Source organism: Rheinheimera sp. B2H12 (genome assembly GCF_059620065.1).
The window spans coordinates 654,213-674,875 of sequence record NZ_CM184363.1; the positions used below are offsets into that span (position 1 = coordinate 654,213).

Annotated in this window: 15 protein-coding genes; 7 read left to right on the forward strand and 8 right to left on the reverse strand. The window is 51.2% G+C overall.

Going from position 1 to position 20,663, the window contains the following annotated elements; translation table 11 throughout:
• Positions 1–44: 44 nt before the first annotated feature.
• The 3 genes from AC53GJ_RS02905 to AC53GJ_RS02915 all read right to left on the reverse strand — a co-directional run bounded on the left by AC53GJ_RS02905 (position 45) and on the right by AC53GJ_RS02915 (position 5,912).
• Complete coding sequence (locus AC53GJ_RS02905; RefSeq protein WP_496731036.1) at positions 45–2,414, reverse strand: bifunctional diguanylate cyclase/phosphodiesterase; 2,370 nt, start codon at positions 2,412–2,414, stop codon at positions 45–47.
• Between the two features lie 357 nt (positions 2,415–2,771).
• A complete protein-coding gene (locus tag AC53GJ_RS02910; RefSeq protein ID WP_496731037.1) occupies positions 2,772–3,359 on the reverse strand; it encodes a hypothetical protein in 588 nt (195 codons plus the stop codon).
• Between the two features lie 21 nt (positions 3,360–3,380).
• Positions 3,381–5,912: an ExeM/NucH family extracellular endonuclease gene (locus AC53GJ_RS02915; protein ID WP_496731038.1), complete on the reverse strand. Its 2,532-nt coding sequence runs from the start codon at positions 5,910–5,912 to the stop codon at positions 3,381–3,383.
• 271 nt (positions 5,913–6,183) lie between these two features.
• Here AC53GJ_RS02915 and AC53GJ_RS02920 point away from each other — a divergent pair, with 271 nt between their 5' ends.
• From AC53GJ_RS02920 to nosR, 6 genes are all read left to right on the forward strand, one after another.
• Complete coding sequence (locus tag AC53GJ_RS02920) at positions 6,184–8,463, forward strand: patatin-like phospholipase family protein (RefSeq protein ID WP_496731039.1); 2,280 nt, start codon at positions 6,184–6,186, stop codon at positions 8,461–8,463.
• 29 nt (positions 8,464–8,492) lie between these two features.
• Positions 8,493–9,299, forward strand: coding sequence for a hypothetical protein (locus AC53GJ_RS02925; RefSeq protein WP_496731040.1), 807 nt, complete (start codon positions 8,493–8,495; stop codon positions 9,297–9,299).
• A 188-nt stretch (positions 9,300–9,487) separates the two neighbouring features.
• On the forward strand, positions 9,488–9,853 hold the full coding sequence (locus AC53GJ_RS02930) for a response regulator (protein ID WP_496731041.1): 366 nt from the start codon (positions 9,488–9,490) through the stop codon (positions 9,851–9,853).
• The gene (locus AC53GJ_RS02935) at positions 9,850–10,464 is read left to right on the forward strand and encodes a chemotaxis protein CheC (RefSeq protein ID WP_496731042.1); all 615 of its coding nucleotides are present in this window, start codon (positions 9,850–9,852) and stop codon (positions 10,462–10,464) included. The genes AC53GJ_RS02930 and AC53GJ_RS02935 overlap by 4 nt, the downstream gene beginning before the upstream one ends.
• A 22-nt stretch (positions 10,465–10,486) precedes the next feature.
• Positions 10,487–11,794, forward strand: a complete 1,308-nt coding sequence (locus AC53GJ_RS02940; protein WP_496731043.1) for a sensor histidine kinase — start codon at positions 10,487–10,489, stop codon at positions 11,792–11,794.
• 21 nt (positions 11,795–11,815) lie between these two features.
• Positions 11,816–13,153 carry a response regulator c-di-GMP phosphodiesterase, NosR family gene (nosR, locus tag AC53GJ_RS02945; protein ID WP_496731044.1) on the forward strand — a complete coding sequence of 446 codons (1,338 nt, stop codon included), beginning with the start codon at positions 11,816–11,818 and terminating at the stop codon, positions 13,151–13,153.
• 13 nt (positions 13,154–13,166) lie between these two features.
• Here nosR and AC53GJ_RS02950 read toward each other — a convergent pair whose 3' ends face one another.
• Positions 13,167–13,892, reverse strand: a complete 726-nt coding sequence (locus tag AC53GJ_RS02950) for a tellurite resistance TerB family protein (protein WP_496731045.1) — start codon at positions 13,890–13,892, stop codon at positions 13,167–13,169.
• A gap of 238 nt (positions 13,893–14,130) precedes the next feature.
• On the opposite strand from AC53GJ_RS02950, the gene AC53GJ_RS02955 reads away from it, so the two are divergent.
• Positions 14,131–16,422 carry an exonuclease domain-containing protein gene (locus AC53GJ_RS02955; RefSeq protein ID WP_496731046.1) on the forward strand — a complete coding sequence of 764 codons (2,292 nt, stop codon included), beginning with the start codon at positions 14,131–14,133 and terminating at the stop codon, positions 16,420–16,422.
• Positions 16,423–16,613: 191 nt separating this feature from the next.
• Here the strand turns inward: AC53GJ_RS02955 and AC53GJ_RS02960 are convergent, their stop codons facing one another.
• From AC53GJ_RS02960 to AC53GJ_RS02975, 4 genes are all read right to left on the reverse strand, one after another.
• Entirely contained in the window at positions 16,614–17,414 is an 801-nt protein-coding gene (locus AC53GJ_RS02960) for a LytR/AlgR family response regulator transcription factor (RefSeq protein ID WP_496731047.1), read from the reverse strand.
• A 41-nt stretch (positions 17,415–17,455) separates the two neighbouring features.
• A complete protein-coding gene (locus AC53GJ_RS02965; RefSeq protein WP_496731048.1) occupies positions 17,456–18,550 on the reverse strand; it encodes a sensor histidine kinase in 1,095 nt (364 codons plus the stop codon).
• Positions 18,551–19,004: 454 nt separating this feature from the next.
• Positions 19,005–19,619, reverse strand: a complete 615-nt coding sequence (locus tag AC53GJ_RS02970; protein ID WP_496731049.1) for a 2OG-Fe(II) oxygenase — start codon at positions 19,617–19,619, stop codon at positions 19,005–19,007.
• A gap of 115 nt (positions 19,620–19,734) precedes the next feature.
• Positions 19,735–20,658: a hypothetical protein gene (locus tag AC53GJ_RS02975; protein WP_496731050.1), complete on the reverse strand. Its 924-nt coding sequence runs from the start codon at positions 20,656–20,658 to the stop codon at positions 19,735–19,737.
• Between the last annotated feature and the right edge of the window lie 5 nt (positions 20,659–20,663).

The following is a 20,663-nucleotide window of genomic DNA, read 5'->3' on the forward strand; positions in this document are numbered from 1 at the left end:
GCTTAAGTGGTGTTCAGGTGCTCAAACAGCGCTGGCAGCCTGACTCAGTGACTGCTGGCTTTGCCTGAGACGGCTGCAGTCAGGCTGATGTCACCAAACCAGCGGTTTCGTTGTTGGCTGAACTCGCTGAGCCAGCGGGAAAAATCGGCAGCCGGTAGCGGTTTCGAAAAAAAGTAACCTTGTACTTTATCAATGCCATGCTGTTGTAGTTTGGCCAATCCGGCCAAATTTTCCAGCCCTTCTGCAGTGACTAATAAACCAAGGCCATGTGCTAGTTGGGTGGTAGCCTGAACGATCAGTTCATCATTGCCGTTGTGTTCAATATCTTTGACAAAAGCCCGATCAATTTTCACTTCATGCACAGGCAATTGTTTCAGATAAGCCAGCGAAGATTGTCCGGTGCCAAAATCATCAATGGCTAGTTCTATGCCCATACATCTTAATTCGGTCAGGATCCGGATCACTTGTTGGGGATCCTGCATCACCGCACCTTCGGTAACCTCCAATGCCAGCGCTGTGGCATCCAGCGCGAAGTGGCTGAGGCGTTGTGCCAGCCGGGCCGGTAGCTGCGGATTGGTCAGATCGTGTGCCGACAGGTTAATTGCCACTTTCAGCCGGATGCCTTGTTGTTGCCACTGTGCCAGTTGCGCCAATACCTGCTCTGTCATCCAGTCGGTGATTTGGGCAATTAAGCCTGAGTGCTCTGCCAGCCGGATAAATTCATCCGGTGGAATAAACCCCAGCACCGGATGTTGCCAGCGGATCAGCGCTTCAGCACTGTGGCAACGCTGACTGTCAAGCTCGACCTTAGGCTGATACACCACAAACATCTGACCTGTGGCTAACGACAGCGGTAAATCCTGCAAAATGGTCAGTTCACGCTGATGGCTTTCATCCTGGCCCTGCTGATAAACCGCAATATGATCATTGCGCTGTTTGGCATGCATCATGGCGATAGCGACCCGGCGCAGCGCATCGTTGGCACTCAACTGGCTTTGAGACGGATCGCTGGCTGTGGTGGTGGTATAAACCGCCAGTGCCAGCGTCAGATTCAAGCCAGAGTTACCAAGCCGGAAATCACGACTGAGTTTTTGTTGGATCTGCAGCAGCAGGCTCATGTCCATGATCTGCTGATGCACCAGCAAAAACTCATCTCCACCTAAGCGTGCGACCAAGGAGGGTTGCAACTGACATTGTTGTAACCGCTGTGCCAGTTGTTGCAGTAACAGATCGCCATTCTGATAACCAAAGGCGTCATTGATATGTTTAAAATCTTTGATATTAATCAGTAATAATTGCTGTGGCTGCAATTGCAGCAATTCAGGCAGTTTGATTTCTGCCAGACTGCGGTTCGCCAGACCGGTCAAGGAATCATATTGCGACTGAAACAACAGTTGTTGCTCACGTTGCTGCAGGTCCTGTTGCATCCGGTTTAGCGTCTGACTCAGTAAACCGACTTCGCCTTTGTGTACTTTCGGCAGCGAGGCCGTTACACCCTGGCCGATGTTACGGGCAAAATCGGTGAGTTGCCGTAAAGGTTCAGTGATACTGCGGGCGACTGTATAGGCCAGTAATAAAGCCAGAAATAAACCCAGGCCAAAAATCAGCAGGAGCTGGCTGCGTGCCAGCAGATAATTGTCACGCCAGCGTTGGGTGGGTAAATGCAGCAAAGCCCAGAGTTGTTGCTGTTGATCCAGCGCGACGGACTGATTCAGGTAAGGTGGCATACTGTCGTTGAGGACCAAATCCACCATTTGTTGTGGCTGGGCTTTGATATCAGAGCTTTGCTCTTCGCCATCCAGCGTGCTAGCGAGAAGTTGTGGCTGACCTTGTCTGACGGCGGTAAAACTGATGTCGAGTTCGGTGACGCCTTTAATTTGTAACGCCAGTGCGCGGTCCAGCACAAACCCCATACCTACCCAGCCGATGATTTGCGGCGCTTTCACCGGTTGCATCACTAACTGATAGGCTTGATCACCGAGCAGCAGGATATCGGCATCGCTATCCTGACCATTTTCTTTCATGCGCTGAAAAAAAGGCGAGATCTGACTGGCTGAAATGGGTTGGGTACTGGCGACTATCTGACCATCCAGTGACAGCAGCATACTGATGTTTGCATCAATACGGCCACCGTGGTTTTCCAACACTGAACTAATGGTATCTTGTTCTGAGGTTGCAACCGCATGACGAAAACCAAAATCACTGCTGACAATCCGGACCGAATCGGCCAATTGTTTGACTCTGTTGGCCAGCAATTGCTGAAATACCTTCTCCGCCACAGACAAGTTTTTTTCCGCTTGGCTGTAGCTGTCCCGTTTCATCGCACTTAAAGTGGCTGCGCCAATCGAAACGGCCATCAGGCTGAGTAAACCAAGCAGTAACAGGATCAATCGGCTGCGTAACGAATCGAACATGAGACCTCGGGTTGGCATCTGGTCTGAAAGTGGCAGCATAGCATATCAGCAACACTGCATAGAATCAGATTTCACTTCAAAATCATTATCTTGTCACAGTTTTTTTCAGCTTGTGGCCAAGCCACAAGCTGAAAATGTCCAGCCGGCATTGGGTTATCCGATCACTGGATTTGGCTGCAAGTATAGATGTAATTCAAGCAGTGGCTGCAATAAATGGCTTTTGTCGCAGCATGGATACAGCGCATCGCAACTGCAATACTTTGCTATCTACCTGAACCAGATGACAGCAAAGCCATCCATGTCCGGAGCAGCATAAAAAACAGGCCGCAGAGCGGCCTGTTTCAAGCGGGGGGTCGCTTAGTGCTGGCGGCGGCGTAACAACCACAGCGCTGGTAACAGCAGCAGCAGCGTGGCAGGTGCCGGCACTGAGGCTGGTCCGCTGATCTGGGCTGTGGCAGAGCGACCACGGGTTTCATTATCCGAATACTCCGGACCATCTTCTGGCGTGTACAGCACAGATAAACCGCGCAGCGCAAACTGATTGGCACCTGCTTTTAACGCTTTAAAGCTGACAGTCGCCAGTACAAAAGGACTGTTGGCCTGTACCTGGCTTAACTCAAACAGATCTTCCGTCGAGAAGCCAAAAAACAGCTCATACAGATCGACTTTACCGGCGCTGCGAATGTCACCTTGATCACTGCCTACAGCTGGCAGCGATAAGAAGTCACCGAATTTGACTTCCGTCAGTTCCACCAGGCTTTGGTTAAACAGCAGGCTGGCATCAAAACCAGTCACCAGGGCTTGAATTTCAGTCAGCACCAGACTGGCTTTGATGGTATCACCAACGTTGTAACTGGCTTGGTCCAGATCCACGGTGATCAGCGTGGCATTGGCCTGTACGCTGAGCAACAAAGCTGCAGCGGCAAATAATTTTTTGAACATCATACTTCCTTTTTAATATTTAAGTTATTTCACTGCACAACGGGCGTATGTACAAAGTGAAGACATCACCCGGGCATCCAGGCTGTTGACTTTGCCGTCTTTATTAAAGTCATAGCTTATTGACAGTGGCTGACCGCTGCGCAGTAAGGTATTGAACAGGCTGATATCTTTAGTGTCGACATCACCATCTTTGTCCAGATCAGCTGGGTTGGCGCCAGCCAGTGCCAAGGCAACAATCACCGGATCATGGTCAGACGAACGATAAGCGTTGGCCTGATAATAATCAGTTTGTTGCTGTTGGGTTTTAAATTCAACATTGTAATCAAAACTGATGGGTTCATCCGAGTTGATATGCCATTCAATGGCTTCTACTACTTGGGCAGACAGGCTAGTGCTGGCCAGGGCATGGTCCAGGTAACCGGCTTCGCCATTAAAGCTGTAGCCATAGCCATGTTGTCCCTGGTATTTCTCCACCAAATCAACAAAACCATTGCTGGTAAAGGTATGAATTGGATCTTCTTTGGCGTAAGCGTTTAAGTCACCCATCACCAGTACATCCGGATCGGTCTGGCCGGTCGGGTTGCCAGCTAACCAGCTCATCAACTGAGTGGCGGCTTGCACTCGGGTGGCATTCCAGCAGCTCTGGCCATCGCCTTTGTCAGCATCCTGACCACCTGTTGGGCAACTGCCTTTGGACTTAAAGTGGTTCACCACCACAGTGAAGACTTCATCACTCGCCAGTTCACGGAAACTTTGCGCCAGTGGCTGACGGTTGCCGGTGGCGAAAATACCACTGTTGGTGGTTGCCGCTGCGCCCACCGGGGCTACCGTCAGGCGGTTATACAACAAACCAACGGTAATTTCGTCGGAGCCAATTCTGTTGCTGCCTGCAACCTGGGCAAAGGCATAACGGTTTTCACCGACTTCGGCATTCAGGCGACCGACTAAGTCCGCAATAGCGCTGGTGCTGCCAAAGCCATCGTTTTCGATTTCCATCAGACCAACCACGTCTGCGTTCATTGCAGTCAGTGCTGCCACAATTTTGTCAGCCTGACGTTCGAATTCAGCTGCAGTCGTGGCGCCGCGAGAAGTTGGGAAACCACCGCCAGTGCCATTGCCGTTAAAGTAGTTCAGCACGTTAAAACTGGCGACTTTCAGGCTGCCTTCGCGGCGTAATTCCGGTGCTTCCTGCCGTGGGTTTGTCTGGATAAATTGCGCAGTGACTGCCGGCATTAAACGCCAGGCACTGAAGCTGTAATCCAGCACACCACGCAGGTTTTGCACTTGATCGCCCATCCGTACCGGGTTATCCATCGACAAGCCCGGCGCCGGGAATGGTACCACAGCCGGGTTCTGGCCGTTTTGTTTGTCATCCAGCACAATACGGTTACGGCTGTTTTTAGCTGCCAGCGCTAATGCTTCAGCTGAACCTGGACGGTACAGATTGGTCGGAATATACAAGCGATCAGCAGACAGCGTCAGTTCACCGTAGCGACCCAGCTTAAAGGTGTCAGAGACGGTCAGTGTCTGGTCAAAATGCACTTGCATATTTTCCAGTGACTCCAGCAGGTTGTTGCTGGCAAGTGGTAATTGCAGCGTCACGCTGGAAACCGCTGGACCCTGACCACAGTCGACCCAGGCAGTGGAGCGTTTTAATTGGGTCTTAGTGAAGAACTCTTCCACCACACCCATGACGCGGACTTTCTGACCTGGCTCTGGATAGCCAGTGACGCCGTTGTTATAGACAAAAATAGCTTCTGAGGTATTGGCATCCTGGTCGGCATCGGCGTCTTCTTCTTGCAGATAAAAACCGCTGGCAGTTGGCAGTTGTAGGGTAACCACACCTTCGACGACGTGGGTTTTACCGACTTCAGGTGACACATCAGTGTTGCCCTGAATACGGCTGACCAAGGTTGCGGCAGCGCCACACTGACCAATCAGTGGGTCCGGCGTGGGTTCCGGATCTGGATCAGGCGTTGGATCCGGGTTGCCGCCACCTGCCGCACTGTGACTGCCTAAATAAGTAAAAGTATTGTTTTCATAACTCAACCACTGCACGGCCGGATCAAAAGCATCGTTACCAATTGCATCCCCAGCGGTCACTTCAGGTTTACGCACCAGTGTTTTGTCCAGCGTTTGCACATCACCGTTGATCCAGCCTTTGCCCGGATCTTCACCAATACGGCCAATCACATCAATCAGCGTGGTGCCTTTATACAAAGCAACCACGTCGTTGCCGTTAAAGTTACCGGTGCCAAGAGTTAAATCGTTTGAACTTTGTTTGGCTTTTAAATCGGCCACCGCTGCGGTGTCGACCAGCACCAAGACCCCTTTGGCTGCAACTGAGCCTTTTAAGGCGATCGTTTTGCTAACGGTGGTTTTACCGTTGGAGTAGACCTGTAGGCTGTAACCGGTCAGATCCAGCGGCGTTGCTGCCGGATTATAAATTTCAATGGCTTTGTTATTGCCTGAACCTTCTACATATTCGGAGATAAAAGGTTCAGCCTGAATTGCCGGCGCCATGAAGGCGGACAAAAGCAGTAATTTAGCGTTCATAGGTATTTCCATATGGCTGAGTGGCAGTGATTGTGTTTTTGATGTTTTTCAGCGAAATACGCTGAAAAGTTGTTCAACTTTCCAGCGAATGGGGTACGTTAGATGAACATTATGACAATTTCAATGGATACTTATTAAGTTTTTTTGAATCTGGTCTCGAGGTTGTCATCTGCCTGCGACAAAAGCGTTAAATGATTGCTGCGCTGTCCTGAGCATTGGCAGTGGCGGCACAGTCGGCTAAGCTGGTGACATTCAGAGCAAGGGATAAATCATGCGGATGGGTTGTACCGGATTAGGTCGTTTGGGCCTGGTGATGCTGTGTTGGTTGAGTCTGTGGCCTGGGACTGAACTGCAAGCAGCCCAAAGCCCTTGTGCCAAAGTGCTGGATCGCCCTTGTGTGGCGCTGGTGCTGGGTGGCGGTGGTGCCCGCGGTGGTGCCCATGTCGGTGTATTAAAAGAACTGGAACGGCGCAGTATTCCGGTCGATTTGATTGTTGGCACCAGTATCGGTGCTTATGTCGGTGGTTTATATGCGCTAGGCCACAGCCCGGCTGAAATTGAACAGATCATGCAACAAACCTCCTGGGGCCAGGGCTTTCGGGATCGGGTTGAGCGTGATGAAATGCCAATGCGCCGCAAACAACAACGCGATGATTTCCCTATAAATCTCGATCTCGGTGTCGACAGCCGTGGCCTGAAGCTGCCCAAAGGGGTATTGCATGGCCAGGCCATGGCGGCACTGATCCAGCATGCCTACGGCGTGGTGCCGGAATTTAGCAGTTTTGACCAATTGCCTATTCCATTTCGCGCTATTGCCACGGATCTGGTCAATCGCGACACTGTGGTGTTGGCGGATGGCAGTCTATTGCTGGCGGTGCAGGCATCTATGTCCATCCCGGGCGTGGTACGGCCGATGGAAATCAATAACCGCTGGCTAGTCGATGGCGGGGTCGCCAATAATTTGCCGATCAGTGTCGCCAAGGCGTTGGGAGCCGACCAGGTGATTGCCGTTGCCATTGATGCGCCTTTGTTGCAACAGCAACAGCTGGACAGTGCGATGGCGATTACTGAACAATTGACCAGTTTTCTGGTGCGCGAAGCGGTGGAGCGTCAGTTGAAACTACTGGGGCCACAGGATCTGCTGTTACAGCCGGCATTACAGCAAATTGGTACGCTGGATTTTGGCCAAATTGACATTGCGATCAAGGCGGGTGAAGACGTTGCGCAACAAGCGGCGCCTTTGTTGCAGAATTTCAGCCAGCCAGCGCATTATGCCAACTGGCGGCAGCAGCATCGGCGACAGGACCATAGCAGTATGCAACTGGCGGATGTCGAGTTAGATAACCGCACCGGGTTAGCGGATGAGTTACTGTTACAACGGCTGGGCCTTAGTCAACAGCAAAAACTAAACAGTGCTGATATTACCGCAGCCTTGCGCCGGGTCTATGGGCTGGATACGCTGGAACGGATCAGTAGTAGTCTGATCCGCACGCCAGATGGCAAACAACGGCTCAAACTACAAGCCTTACCAAAAAGTTGGGGGCCGGCTTATCTTAATTTTCGCTTTCAGTTAGAGGATGATTTTAGCAATACCCACAACTATCAAATTGCAGCCTCCTATTTGTGGACTGAGCTGTCAGCTTTTGGTGCCGAATGGCAAACCGATCTGGCACTGGGCAGCGATAAACTGTTGAAGTCTGAATTATATTGGCCACTGGCTGATTCTGGCTTTTACACTGCGGGCCGGCTGCAGCAGAGTCGTACTTTGCTTGGGCTGGAAAATAGTGTTGGGTTATCCGATGGCGAATTAAACAATACTGAGTTTCAGTTTGGCGCTGAGTTTGGTTTTCATCCGCTGGACAACGCCAATCTGAGCCTTGGTTTAGTGCAACGGGATGGGTATTACCGTTTTCCGGCAGCTATCGCAACCCAGTTCAACTTTGGCACCTTGTCCTATTTACGCCGGGGCGTTGAAACGGCACTGGTCGTTGATACGCTGGATCAACTCAGTTTTCCGACCCGTGGTTATAAGGTAGAGGGCAGTGTGCAGCGGCTGCAAGATAATGTGCTGGGCGGGCGCACTCATAGTCACAGTTCTTTGCTGCGGGCTGAAACCGCTTATCGGCTGGGGGCCCATATCTGGCGCGGCCGGTTGCGTTGGGATAATTTTTCCGGTGCAGATGGCACAGTGGCACTGGAGCAGTTTACGCTGGGTGGTTTGCTGAATTTATCTGGTTATCCGAAAAATTATTTGTTTGGCTCTCAAGTCCGCTTTGGCAGTCTGGTGTATTTGTATCAGCTCAGTGACAGCAGATTCAGTTTTTTTAATGCGCCGTTTTATCTGGGCGCTTCGCTGGAACGAGGCATGGTGACTGAGCCCAGATTTGGCGATCGTAATTTGGCACAACATGATCAGTGGTTGTGGGCTGGTAGTGTATTTGCCGGCTGGGACAGCCCGTTTGGGCCTTTATATCTGGGTTACGGTCAGGCGGAAGCGGGTCCACAGCAAAAACCCTATCGTTTTTATCTGTCACTGGGGCAGACGTTTTGATGGCTGCGGTTTAGAGGCAAGGACATAAGATGCTGAAAAAATATCTGCAACAGATCCGGGCCGGTAAACCGGTGCAATATCAGAAATTTTTGCAGTTGTTACCGCCTGGTTTTTATCAGCGTAAGGCCGAGCTGTTTAAAGTGCGGGCCACCGGTGCTGGCAAATGGCAACTGACCATCCTCGATCCGCAATTATTTGACCAACTCTGCCAAAGTGCCGAGGCACCAGCCAGCAGGCTGGAAGCCAGTTTACAGGGCGACTCGCATCAGGCTGGCACTTCGCACAGTTATCTGCTGGTGTATCACAGCGGACAACACAGTGACAGACCAGATCTGGTGCTGAGCCGCAGTGGTGCCGATGGTGGCGCTCAGCTGTCACTGGGGTTCAATGTGAAAAAACAAGCCTTACTGATTGAAAATGAAGAAAATTTTTTCAGTTATCCCAAGGTGTTGCAATTGGCAACCCAGATGCTGGCACAGCCGTTTTCGCTGGCGGATACCGATGTGATTTTCGCTGCCGGCTCGCGCATCAGTGCGGCGCTGTTACAACCTTATCTGCAACTTTATCGCAGTTTGTATTGTGCTTTTGATTATGATGCCGCCGGGCTGGAAACTTTCGACACGCTGCATAAACGCCATGGCGATAAGGTTAGGCTGCTGACGGCACCTGATTTGACGCCCTGGCTCAGTGGTTTTATCCACAAACCCAAACAACAGCCACAGTTGGTGAAAGCCATAGCGCTGGCAGAAAAACATCATCTCTATGGTCTGGCTGATGCCTTTAACCGCAGCCAGCGTTTCCTGGAACAGGAAGTGTTGTTACAGCAACTCAGCTAAACTGAGCTGAGGGTCAATTGTGGTGGTGGTGACAAACCGGCGCGTCACTGCTGCTGGTTTTTTATGCTCTGACCTTGACGTTCTTTCGATGCCTGACTAATCTCCAAATCAAGAGACAAATAAGACATTTGCGTCAAATGAGTAAACTGCAGCTGCAGTTGCTGGTTTGCGTTTTGGAGACACTGCTGATGGCCCTGCAATTGACAATCGCTGATGACTCATTGTTATCGCGCAAAAATATCCGCAAAGCTTTACCGCCAGCGCTGGATGCGGCGATCACTGAGGCCTGTAATGGTGCCGAAGCCTTACAGGCGGTGGCGGCCGGTAAAGCCGAATTATTGTTACTGGATTTGCAAATGCCGGTGCTGGATGGCTTCGGCGTGTTAGCCGAATTACAGCAGCAGGAAGTGAATACGGTGATTATTGTGATTAGTGCCGATATTCAGCCACAGGCCGTGGCCAGGGTGTTGAGTCTGGGAGCCGTTGGTTTTTTACAAAAACCGCTCAATGCCAGTCAATTGCAGCAGTTATTACTTGAGGTGGGGTTGCTATGAATAGCCAGGCCGCGGCAGAACCTGATGCTGCTGATCAAAACCCTGCGATGAATGAGCTGCAACGGGATGCGTTGCAGGAAGTGATGAATATTTCGATGGGACAAGCCGCCAATGCGCTGGCGCTGTTGATTGATATCCAGGTGACCTTATCCATTCCAAAGATTGCCATTACGACACCGCAGGGCTTGGATAGTTTTTATCAACAGGCCAGGGATCATTATTTTGCCCGTCAGTCTTTTATGGGCGATTTACGCGGGGAAGTGATTTCCATGATCAGCCATCAGGGTTGTGCTCAGCTTGGCGAGAGCATGGCGTATGAGCAACCGATGGATGACAACAGTTACGATGAGCTGGTACTGGAGCTGAGTAATATTCTGGCTGGCGCTTGTCTCAAAGGCATGGTCGAGCAGCTGTCAACGAGGTTGCATCTGGCGGCACCGGCGCTGTTTAAGCCTGAGCTGCGGCAGGATCATTACAGTTGGCAGCATGCCTTGCTGCTGGAAATCAGTTTTACTATCGAACAGGTGGCATTCAGCTCGAAAGTGATGATTTGTCTTGATGAAAAATCGATCCGGGATTTGCAACAGCGGATTGATACCTTGCTTAGTTAGTGGGCAATGGCGGGAGGGGATAATGCAGCAACAAAGCTTATTTCAGCATGTGGTGACTCAGTTATCCATCGGCGCCTGCGTGGTTGATGCCAACTATCGTATTTTGTTTTGGAATGATTTTTTTGCTGATCGGCTACAGCTACCGCTGAGTAGCGTTGAAGGTCAGTCCATTCTGGCGTTGTTTCCGCAGCAGGCAGCTTTTCTGAAACGCAAAATTAACAGTGTGTTTGTACTGAAAAATGCCACTTACTCTTATTGGGAACAAAGGCCGGCGGTGTTTGAATTTCATAGCAGCAGGCCTATCACTGGCGAAGAATGCCAGATGTATCAAAACGTTGAAATTTATCCAATTTTTGCTGATGACAACGAGGTGAGCTGCGCTTGTATTACGGTGCATGATATGACAGTGACAGCCAGTTATCAGCAGGAGCTGGTCCGGCTGACTGAAACGTTGGAGCAGGAAAAACAGCAACAACAACAACTGATCCTGAAGTTAGAGCAAGCGCAGAATCAGTTACTGCAATCGGAAAAAATGGCCGCCATAGGTCAGTTGGCAGCTGGGGTGGCGCATGAGATTAACAACCCGGTCGGATTTATCTTTTCCAATTTGCAGTCCTTGGCTGATTACAGTAACAAGATGCTCAAAGCCATTGAAGTACTTGGCAAAATGGTCGATAAAACCGCGCAGCCAGCGCTGGTCAATTTAAAAGCCGATCTGTTTCAGCGGCTGAATTTGGCGTTTTTACTGCAGGATTGTCCTGAGCTGATCAAGGAGTCTCTGGATGGCGCGCGCCGGGTGATGGAAATTGTTAAAAGCTTAAAAGACTTCTCCCATGTCGACAGCCAGGACTGGCAGTTGGCTGATGTCAGTGCCGGTCTGGACAGTACTTTACGAATTTTACAAAATGAGCTGAAGTTTAAAGCGGAAGTGATCAAAAACTATCAGCCGGATTTGCCGCAGTTATATTGTCAAGCAATGCAGCTCAATCAGGTGTTTATGAATCTGCTGGTCAATGCTGCCCAGGCGATTGAAGGTTTTGGTCGTATAACTATCGACTTGTGTCAGCAAGACGAAGCCCTGCAGGTCAGGATTTGTGATAGCGGCAAAGGCATAGCGCCTGAACATCTGACAAGGATTTTTGAGCCTTTTTTCACCACTAAAGCGGTTGGTGAGGGCACAGGTCTGGGGTTGTCGTTATCCTACAGTATTATCCACCGTCATCAGGGTAGTTTACAGGTGGAAAGCGAAGTCGGTAAAGGCAGTTGCTTTACCATCCGGTTGCCGCTGCATCAGACGGCGGCCGGTCCGGCGCTGGCTCGCAGCCTCTGAGGCACTCAATTGGAGGTTGAGATGAGTGACACAAGTCGTGACAGCCAATCTCCCGCCAACATGACGGTGCTCTGTGTCGACGATGAACCGAACATTTTAGCATCACTGCAAAGATTGCTGGCGGGGCAGGGATTTCAGTTGTTACTGGCCACTTCCGGTGCTGAGGCACTGCAGTTGTTAGCGAGCCAGCCTGTTAATCTGGTGATGTCAGATATGAAAATGCCGCAGATGTCAGGAGCCGAGTTTCTGACCGAAGTCGCCAGGTTATATCCGGCTACGTACCGGATTATTCTCAGTGGTTATGCCGATATGGCGTCGACATTGGCGGCGGTGAATCAAGGTCAGATCCATCGTTATTTGCAAAAACCATGGCACCAGCAGGATCTGTTGACCGCTTTGCGCGATGGTTTAGATAAAGTGGCGTTGCAGCAACGTAATAGCGAGTTGCAGCAGCAACTTCAGCTGCGGAATCAACAGCTGGAGCAGTTTAATCAGCAACTGGAGCAGCGGGTAGAAGAGCGCACCAGTCTGCTGCGCCAACTGATCCGGCAGTTACAGTATTCACAGCAGCAACTGCAGCTAGATCAGCATTCAACCTTAAAAATTTTATACAACATCATCAGTTGCCAGCCGTTGTTAGATGGTGCTTACGCCCAGAATGTCAGCAAATTAGCTGGCAGTCTGGCACAGCGCAGCGGGCTGGATAAAGCTGGCTGTGAGCAAGTGGCGTTGGCAGGTTTGCTGGCCGAGCTTGGGTTACTCACTTTACCGGCTGAACTGATCCAAAAACCTTTTTATCAGCTCGATTTACATGAACGGCAACGCTATCTGCAGCACCCGCAACAAGCCCAGCTGTTGATGGCACCAGCCAGTCACCTGCATGCTGTGGCCGATATGATTGCGCATCAGTACGAACGTTTTAATGGCACTGGCAGTCCAGACCAACTGATTGGCGAACAGATCCCGCTTGGTGCCCGTATTCTGGCACTGGCGCGGGATTTCTGGGGGGCGATGCTGGCACGGCTGAGCAAAGACAAACTCAGTAAACTCAAAGCGCTGCAGCAGATAAAGCTGCATCTGGGCAGCTTTTATGATCCGCAGTTAGTGCAGTTACTGGAGCAATTGGTATTGACGATGGACGACGCGGTGACGGATCATGCCGTCCATCCGCTGACCACTGCAAAACTGCAGCCTGGCATGCAGTTATTACAGGCCTTGTATAACGACAAAGCGATACTGCTGTTGCCAGAAGGCCATATCTTCAGTCTCAGCAGCATTATGCGGATCCGGCAACTGGAACAAAAAACCAATCAGCATTTTGCGTTGCTGATTAAACCAGATAGTACTGCCGCCGGTTAACAGATTAGGCAGACTAGCTGGCAGCGATAGCTTGTTGTACCTGCTGGCGTAAGGCCGTTTGCAGCGCCGGATCTAATTGCATCTGCCGCGCCAACTCCTGCAGATAAGCTTTTTCCATAAAATTTTCTTCATCGACTACCAATAAACTGGCCAGATAAATTTCTGCTTTCATGCTCTGATCCGTGGCTAAGGCGGCTATCTCGGCCGGATCCAGTGGTTTTTGCAGTTCACTGTCGACCCATTGTTGTACCCTGGTATCGGCGGTCAGTTTGGCAATTTCAGCATCGATCAGACCACGTTCACGGGCATCAATATGACCATCGGCTTTGGCGGCAGCAATTAATGCGCACAGCAGGACCTGGCAATGCTGTTCCTGCTGGGGAGCAGATAACTGCTCAAGCGGTTGTGGTGCAACTGCGGTGGCTTGTTGCTGCTGATAATTCTTCAATGCCTGGTAGGCCAGGGTACCGAGTGCCGCCAGACCACCATAAGTCAGCACTTTGCCGCCGATGTTGCGGCCACTTTTGCTGCCAAGTAACAAACCCAGGGCTCCACCTGCCAGTGCGGCGCCGCCCTTACCACTGAGCATACCGCTGACTTGTTGCAACAGGCTTGAGCCCGTGCCGGCATGACCGCCAGCACCTGAACTTGCTATTGGCTGTTGAGCCGGGTTTTGTTGTTTTAGCAATGCGCTGCCTGATTGCAACAGTTGTTCCAGCAGATGTTTGGTATTGAGCATAAGAATGACCTTGCAACGAAGCCAGCACTGCAGCTGGCAGCTGTGGATGAAAAACCAGCATACATGCCAGGCACAGGCCGTCGCAAGCAACGCAGGCGGGCAAAGTGTTGCTGAATGTTGCGGCGGGTCTGGCGGCGCATTACCACTTTGGCTGGCAAAGACGATAAATGGCTGGTTAAATATACAGTTGTTTGCTAAGCTCAATGCTATCGAACAGAGCCTATGGTCGGGGTATCGGATGGCCAAAACCTTACCGCTGTTACCGGCAGATTATTATCTGCAGCATTTCAACGAATTATTACGCCATCTGCAATTGCATTATCAGCCTGTGCTGACCGACGAATTTTGCCAACTGGCACAAGCCTTTATGCATTTACCGCTGGCTGCGCAAAGGTTATGGGTGCGGTTACTGAATCGCAAGGGGCCGGCGTTTGCCCTAGCGGATATTCAGTACCCTGAAGTACCGGATCAGGCTGCGGCCTTGGCAGCTTTACAGCAAGCTGGCTTGATTGCTGCGCTGGAAACTGAAGACGATTGCTGGCATTGGCTGCAGCGGGCCACTAAACCTGAACTGCAACAGTTGCTGCAACTACTGCACACTGAGAGCAGTTCGACAGCCATGACTGCCCTGAAAAAAACCGCCAACCGTTCGCAGTTAGTGGCGCAGATTGCCGGTTTGATGCCGCTTGAAACTGGCTGGTTACAGGCGATCACGCCGACTGTGGTACTAAGGCAGCAACAGACTCTCCAGTACGGTTATTTTTTGTTTTTTGGCCGGATTGAAAATAACCTCAGTGCTTTTACGCTGCGTGATCTCGGCCTGCAGCAAAATAGCAATTTTAAAAGCAGTTATCGCGCCCGATATACTGAACCTGAACTGGCGCAACAGGCATTTTTTTATGCCAGCTTGCAACATGAATTCCGCCAATTACAACTGCAATGGCCCAAACTTGCAGCTGAGCAGCAGCAACAAGCCCTGCTGAACTGGCAGCGGCAACTGGCTGACTGGCCGGCAGCACTGGATGAGCGTAATCAACTCGTCCTTGAACAGTTGTGTGAAAAACTGGGCCGGTTAGCGGAGAAACAGGGTGATGCGCTGCTGGCTATCCGGTTTTATCAACACTGCCGGGCTTATCCGGCTTCCGAGCGCCTGGTGAGGTTGTATTATGCCAGGCGCCAGCAACCTCAGTATCTGGCTGCGCTACAGCAACTGCTGCAACAAATGCAGCAAGATCCATGTTGTGATGATGAATACTGGTTTGCGCATGATTTTTCCAGCCGAAAATTTGGTCAGCAAAGCCACTCTGATCTCACTCAGATGCTGCAGCAGGCCAGTTCAATCCGGCTGGATGAACTGTGGCAAGGCCAGACGGAAGCGGGGGCCTGCCGCTATTATCTGCAGCAGGGTTGGCAGGCTTTTCAGGCTGAAAATCAACTGTGGCAGGCTTTATTTGGCTTATTGTTCTGGCAGGAACTGTTTTTGTCCGCCGACAGCGCTATTTATAATGAGTTTGAAAAACGTCCCCGTGATTTAACCAGTGGTGGGTTTTATCGCCGGCAAGCTGCAGCTATTGAACAAAAACTGCAACTGCTGCTGCAGCCGGAACAGGCCATCCAACTGTTATTGCAAAATCTGACGCAGTTTTACCCGCTGCCCAATGCCGTGTTTAACTGGCGGCCTGAGCTGGCCGAACAACTGCCATTATTATTGCGCGGCTTGCCCGGATCGGCGCTTGCGACCTTATTAAGGCAAATGGCAACAGATTTTCGCCGTTACAGCCATGGTTTTCCGGATCTCTGTCTGGTTTCTGAGAGTGGCGAGCTCCGCTTTGTGGAGTTAAAAGCGCGCGGCGATTCAGTGCGGCGCAATCAGTTGAGTAAAATGTTGACGATGCGCCAACTTGGTCTGTCGGTGCAATTGGTCAAAGTCGATTGGTGGGCCGATCCGGATCGTTGTTATGTCGTGGTCGATGTCGAGACTACTGGGGGCCGGCCTGAGCAGGACCGGATTATTGAAATTGCGGCGTTAAAGGTGCAGCGTGGCGTTATTATTGACCGCTGTTGTTATTTGCTCGATCCAGAGCGGCGCTTGCCTGGTTTTATTACCCGGCTGACGGGGATCACGCCCCAGATGCTGCAACATGCCCCACGTTTTGCGCAGATTGCCGACGAATTGTCTGCTTTTCTGGCAGACAGCATTTTTGTGGCCCATAACGTGAATTTTGATTACGGCTTTGTCCGGGCTGAATTGCAGCGCTGTGGATATAGCCTGGGGCCCAGTAAACTCTGTACTGTGGTGCAGATGCGGCGTTGTTATCCTGGACTCGCATCTTACGGGCTGGCGGCTTTATCAGCGCATTTTGCTATTCCATTGACTTCACATCATCGCGCCGAAGCCGATGCCACTGCCACTGTCGCCCTGCTGGCCTTGATCCATCAAGCCGAGCAAGTGGCGGCCCCTGCTGAGCATCACAGCATAGCTCTGATCAGCCCGAGTGCCACCCCAGTTGTGGCAGTCCAACATGCCTAATAGCAACCTTATCTATGTTGCCTGTTGGACGCCACGCGTTGGACGCCAAGCGTTGGACGCCAAGCGTTGGGCTGCCCCAGTGCAAACGCCGGGTCGAATCCGACGATTAAATTAACATATCAATATGTTGATTTTGCTTAGATTTGAATGGGTGGATCACAACACCAAAGTGTTCACTAAAACCGCGCTCGCTACATCTGTTTAAACTGACCGGCATAGTTACGGCTTAATGGCAGCAACTGTGGGTGATCTTTCAGGTGGATATGCTGACGGCCAAAAATGTCTTTTTCGATATGCCGCACTGCTGCCAACGCCACCAGATAAGCGCGGTGGACCTGTACATACTGATCCTGCGGCAGTTTTTGTAATAAGGTCTTTAGTGACATTCTGAGTAAGTGCCGCTCATGGCGGGTGACTAATTCGGTATATTTATCGCACGCTTGAAAAAACAGCACTTCCGACAGATGAACCAGCCGGGTTTGCTGCGCCAGCCCGACATGAAACCATTGCAGCGGGGCGACCGCTGGCTGCAGTTGTTGCAACAACTGCTGCAATTGTTGTTGTAACTGCAGCGGCGCTTGCAGTTGTGGTTGGTGGGCAAAAGTGGCTTGCAACCGACGGATACAATGTTGCAGCCGTTCATCAGTGACAGGTTTGAGCAGATAATCCAGCGCTGCCTGCTCAAAGGCTTGTATCGCATAATCATCATAAGCAGTAATAAACACCCACCGACTATGGCAAAGCGGCTGACCGGGCTGGGGTTCAGCCAGTTGCGCCGCAACCTGCAAGCCGGTCAGCCCCGGCATCTGAATATCCAGCAACACCAGCTCAGGTTGATGTTGCCGGATCAGCGCAAGTGCTGCCAAGCCATTGTTGGCAGTGGCGACTATCTGTAATGCCGGCCAGTACTGGCTGAGTTTTTGCTGTAAATAATCCAGCAACACCGGCTCATCATCGGCCAGAATTGCCCGTACCATCCCTGTTTCTGCCATCAAAGTTGTGCTCCGTTGTTCACTGCGGCTTGGCGCTTTGTTTATGCGGTCACTGCGATATGGTGCAGCGGTAGTTGTAATTCGGCGATAAAGCCTCCCTGAGGACCGGTACTGAGTTGCAGCCGCCCGGTTGCGCCATAAAGCTGATGTAACCGTTGCCGCACATTCAGCAAGCCAACGCCGCCACTATTGGCTGTCTGGTTGCCGCCGACAGGCAAGCCCGGGCCATTATCTTTCACCTGCAAATAACAAATGCCTTGTTGTTGCCAGCCGATGATCTGCAGTTCAGCACCGGCCAGCATAGGTTCAATACCGTGGCGTAAGGCATTTTCAACCAAGGGTTGCAACAATAACGGCGGCAGGGGCAGGTTGGTCAGTTCGGCGGGGATCTGCAAGCTATAACTGAAACGTTCGCCCAGTCGGATGCGGGCAATGCCAATCAGCGCTTCGACCAGCTCTAGCTCGTCGGCCAGGGTCACCATGTGGCGGCGCGTGCGCTGTAAACTGGCACGCAGATAAATATTCAGTTGCTCCAGCATATGTTTGGCTTGGGCTGGATTTGCCGTGATCAGCCCTTGCACATTGGCGAGGGTATTAAATAAAAAATGCGGTTCAATTTGTGCTTGCAGCAACTTTAACTGGGCTGAGGTTTCAGCTTGTTGTAGTTCGGCCCGCTGGCGTTTTTCCTGTTCCAGTGCAGCGCGATACTGCAGGGACTGGTAACGTAACAGGAAAAATCCGGCGGCTGCACTACAAATCAGCAGCGTGACCAGCAGGCTGCGCCAGTCAGGGGATTGCAGCAGTTGCTGCCAGTGCAGACTGGTTAAGGCAGACCAACTGACATTGGCTGCTGGCAGTCCGAGTATGCCAACCAATTGAAAGCCTAGCCACAGCCCACAACATACCGCGGTCAGTTGGATCAACCAAGGTGATAACCAGGCTGCGACCAGTTTATCCAGCAGCTTGGCCAGCAGCCAGATACAACTGCCAATGACATAAGCATAAATCAGCTGGTCGCTGAGCCTGGCATCCGCATTGAGCAAAAATAACAGCAGCGCAATCAGCAGATTAATCAGCATCAACCAGCGTAAGTCCCGCAACCAGCTGTTTGTCATCAATCGTTGATAAAAACGCATATCAGCTACTCCTGCCTGGACTTTGATGGCGTCTGAACTGTTGTTTGGTTGCATGACTGTGAGCAGCCTGTCAGCAAATTGCAAGGAATATTCAGCAGTATAAGGAACTCAATGCAAAGCGGGCAGATTTTGTGATAACAGGTCGCCAGCGCCGATGAATAGCGCCAGCGCTGGTTTAGTGGTGCTCTAGAGCACCGAACAGTTTAAAAAAACGGCAGCCGCCGTGGGCAAAATAGGACTCAGACAAGGCAAATTTCTGAAGGTTTAGTGAACTAAACCGAAGGAATTTAACGCCGTATGAGGATATTTTGCCCCGGCCCTGCGGGAGCGCCGGAAAAACACGCATCCGGCGTTGGGCAAAATGAGCAATAGAATGACTATTGCTCATTTTGCCCGCCTTGCCTGCGAGTTTTTTCGTCAGCTCTGCTGTTCGCTTTTTGAACTGTTCGGTGCTCTAGTCGTTGCGAAACCAGCCGGCGATGCTAAAGCGCTGTTGCTGGGCTGGTAACACCTGATGCGGGAAACGCACACTTTCAAAAGCAACCAATAACCCGGCCTCTGGTAGCACCCGCTGTATTTCTTGCTGTTGCTCGTTATAAATCACCAACTCACCGCCAGCACTGACTGAATTCAGATAGAGTACTGTGGTTAATACCCGGTTGGAGCGGCCGACAAAAGCATCCAGATGGGTTTGATAGAAGTCGCCAGGTTGATAGCGGGCAAAATGACATTCGTGATGGGTCAAGCCAAGAAAACAACGCCGGTTCATCTGCATCTGCAGTGCTGCCATCAACGCCAGATATTGCTGTTGTGCCGGGCTACTGCCATCCAGCCAGGCGGTTTGATCACGCCGGATGTCGCTGTTCAGTTGCAGCTGTTGCTGTCTGCCAACACCAGCGCTGCGCAAATCGGTATGTTGTTGCACTTCCTGCAATAAAGCGCGGCACAATGGCGCCGGCACGGCTTGTCGCAGGATGGCCAGACCATGCTGATAAAAGTCAGGCAGCAGTTGTTCAATCCAATCATCCTTGGTTGGCCAATCAGGGGGCAACAGTTCAGCAGTCGTCATCAATACAGTCCGGCGGTACAAGTGAGGCGTTTTTACTCAGTCTGGCTGTTACTGTCAAGCCAGAAAAACAGCGGGCGGTGAAATCCATGCGGACCGCCCGCTTTGGTTGAAGCGCTTAATACTGATAATAATCGGCTTTTTTCAGCAAGTCGCTGGCATTCAGTTTACCGCTCACACATTGCTGAATATCCGATTTTTTAAACAGCCAATATAAATCTTTACTGTCGCGGCCATGGTCTGTGGTCAGTTGCAAAGAGACAAACTCATCATTGTTCAGCTCGCGCAGACTGGCGCCGTAATCACATAAAGTGGTCGCAAAATTTCGGCTGATGCTGCTGATTAAACTGGCCGTTTTTTCTGCTGCCAGTTTTTGTTGTTCGGCCTGCTTGGTTTGCATTTCTTTGTTAAAAGTGGCGGTTTGTTGTTGTAACTGCGCCAGTTGTTGCTTGATACCGGTTTCTTTACTGCTCAGCTCATTCAGCTTTTTTTGTTGCTCGGCATCTTGTTTACCCACTTTACGGGTAAATTCAATATCACGTTTTTCCCGTTCTATCTCACGTAAATCCCGTTCCAGATCACGGGTTTGATCGCGTAAATCCCGCATCTGTTCCTGCAACTGTTCAGTTTGTTCCATCATCTGTTCTGCCGCTTCAGACGCTTGATCGGCAATGGCATCGATTTCTTCTTCTGACAACACGCTACCACTTTGGGCGGCCATGGCGACCTGCGCCATTTTGTTGGCATTGCTGGTAATAGTTGATAAGTCCGGGATCGGCGGTAAACCTGGCATCATTTGGAAAAAGTGACCAAAATTGCCACGGGTTTCAGTGCGGAACAACACGCCCTGGCCAGCCAGATAGCTGTGGCTAATCCGGTTGATCCCCGCATGCTGATCCTGTTTCAACGAGGTTTGCAGAATATTCTCCATGATGGCCAGATTCTGTTTCAGTTTCGGGCTGATGGTGCTGGCAGCTGTCGCCTGAGTGGCCGTCAGCAGACACAAGGCGGTCAGCGTGAAAAAAGGGCGGCTAAAATTCATAACAA

What these genes read in the sequence shown, in the direction of transcription:
- AC53GJ_RS02905 (WP_496731036.1), bottom strand. Translation starts at nt 2,414, where the DNA reads ATGTTCGATTCGTTACGCAGCCGATTGATCCTGTTACTGCTTGGTTTA.
- AC53GJ_RS02910 (WP_496731037.1), bottom strand. Translation starts at nt 3,359, where the DNA reads ATGATGTTCAAAAAATTATTTGCCGCTGCAGCTTTGTTGCTCAGCGTA.
- AC53GJ_RS02915 (WP_496731038.1), bottom strand. Translation starts at nt 5,912, where the DNA reads ATGAACGCTAAATTACTGCTTTTGTCCGCCTTCATGGCGCCGGCAATT.
- AC53GJ_RS02920 (WP_496731039.1), top strand. Translation starts at nt 6,184, where the DNA reads ATGCGGATGGGTTGTACCGGATTAGGTCGTTTGGGCCTGGTGATGCTG.
- AC53GJ_RS02925 (WP_496731040.1), top strand. Translation starts at nt 8,493, where the DNA reads ATGCTGAAAAAATATCTGCAACAGATCCGGGCCGGTAAACCGGTGCAA.
- AC53GJ_RS02930 (WP_496731041.1), top strand. Translation starts at nt 9,488, where the DNA reads ATGGCCCTGCAATTGACAATCGCTGATGACTCATTGTTATCGCGCAAA.
- AC53GJ_RS02935 (WP_496731042.1), top strand. Translation starts at nt 9,850, where the DNA reads ATGAATAGCCAGGCCGCGGCAGAACCTGATGCTGCTGATCAAAACCCT.
- AC53GJ_RS02940 (WP_496731043.1), top strand. Translation starts at nt 10,487, where the DNA reads ATGCAGCAACAAAGCTTATTTCAGCATGTGGTGACTCAGTTATCCATC.
- nosR (WP_496731044.1), top strand. Translation starts at nt 11,816, where the DNA reads ATGAGTGACACAAGTCGTGACAGCCAATCTCCCGCCAACATGACGGTG.
- AC53GJ_RS02950 (WP_496731045.1), bottom strand. Translation starts at nt 13,892, where the DNA reads ATGCTCAATACCAAACATCTGCTGGAACAACTGTTGCAATCAGGCAGC.
- AC53GJ_RS02955 (WP_496731046.1), top strand. Translation starts at nt 14,131, where the DNA reads ATGGCCAAAACCTTACCGCTGTTACCGGCAGATTATTATCTGCAGCAT.
- AC53GJ_RS02960 (WP_496731047.1), bottom strand. Translation starts at nt 17,414, where the DNA reads ATGGCAGAAACAGGGATGGTACGGGCAATTCTGGCCGATGATGAGCCG.
- AC53GJ_RS02965 (WP_496731048.1), bottom strand. Translation starts at nt 18,550, where the DNA reads ATGCGTTTTTATCAACGATTGATGACAAACAGCTGGTTGCGGGACTTA.
- AC53GJ_RS02970 (WP_496731049.1), bottom strand. Translation starts at nt 19,619, where the DNA reads ATGACGACTGCTGAACTGTTGCCCCCTGATTGGCCAACCAAGGATGAT.
- AC53GJ_RS02975 (WP_496731050.1), bottom strand. Translation starts at nt 20,658, where the DNA reads ATGAATTTTAGCCGCCCTTTTTTCACGCTGACCGCCTTGTGTCTGCTG.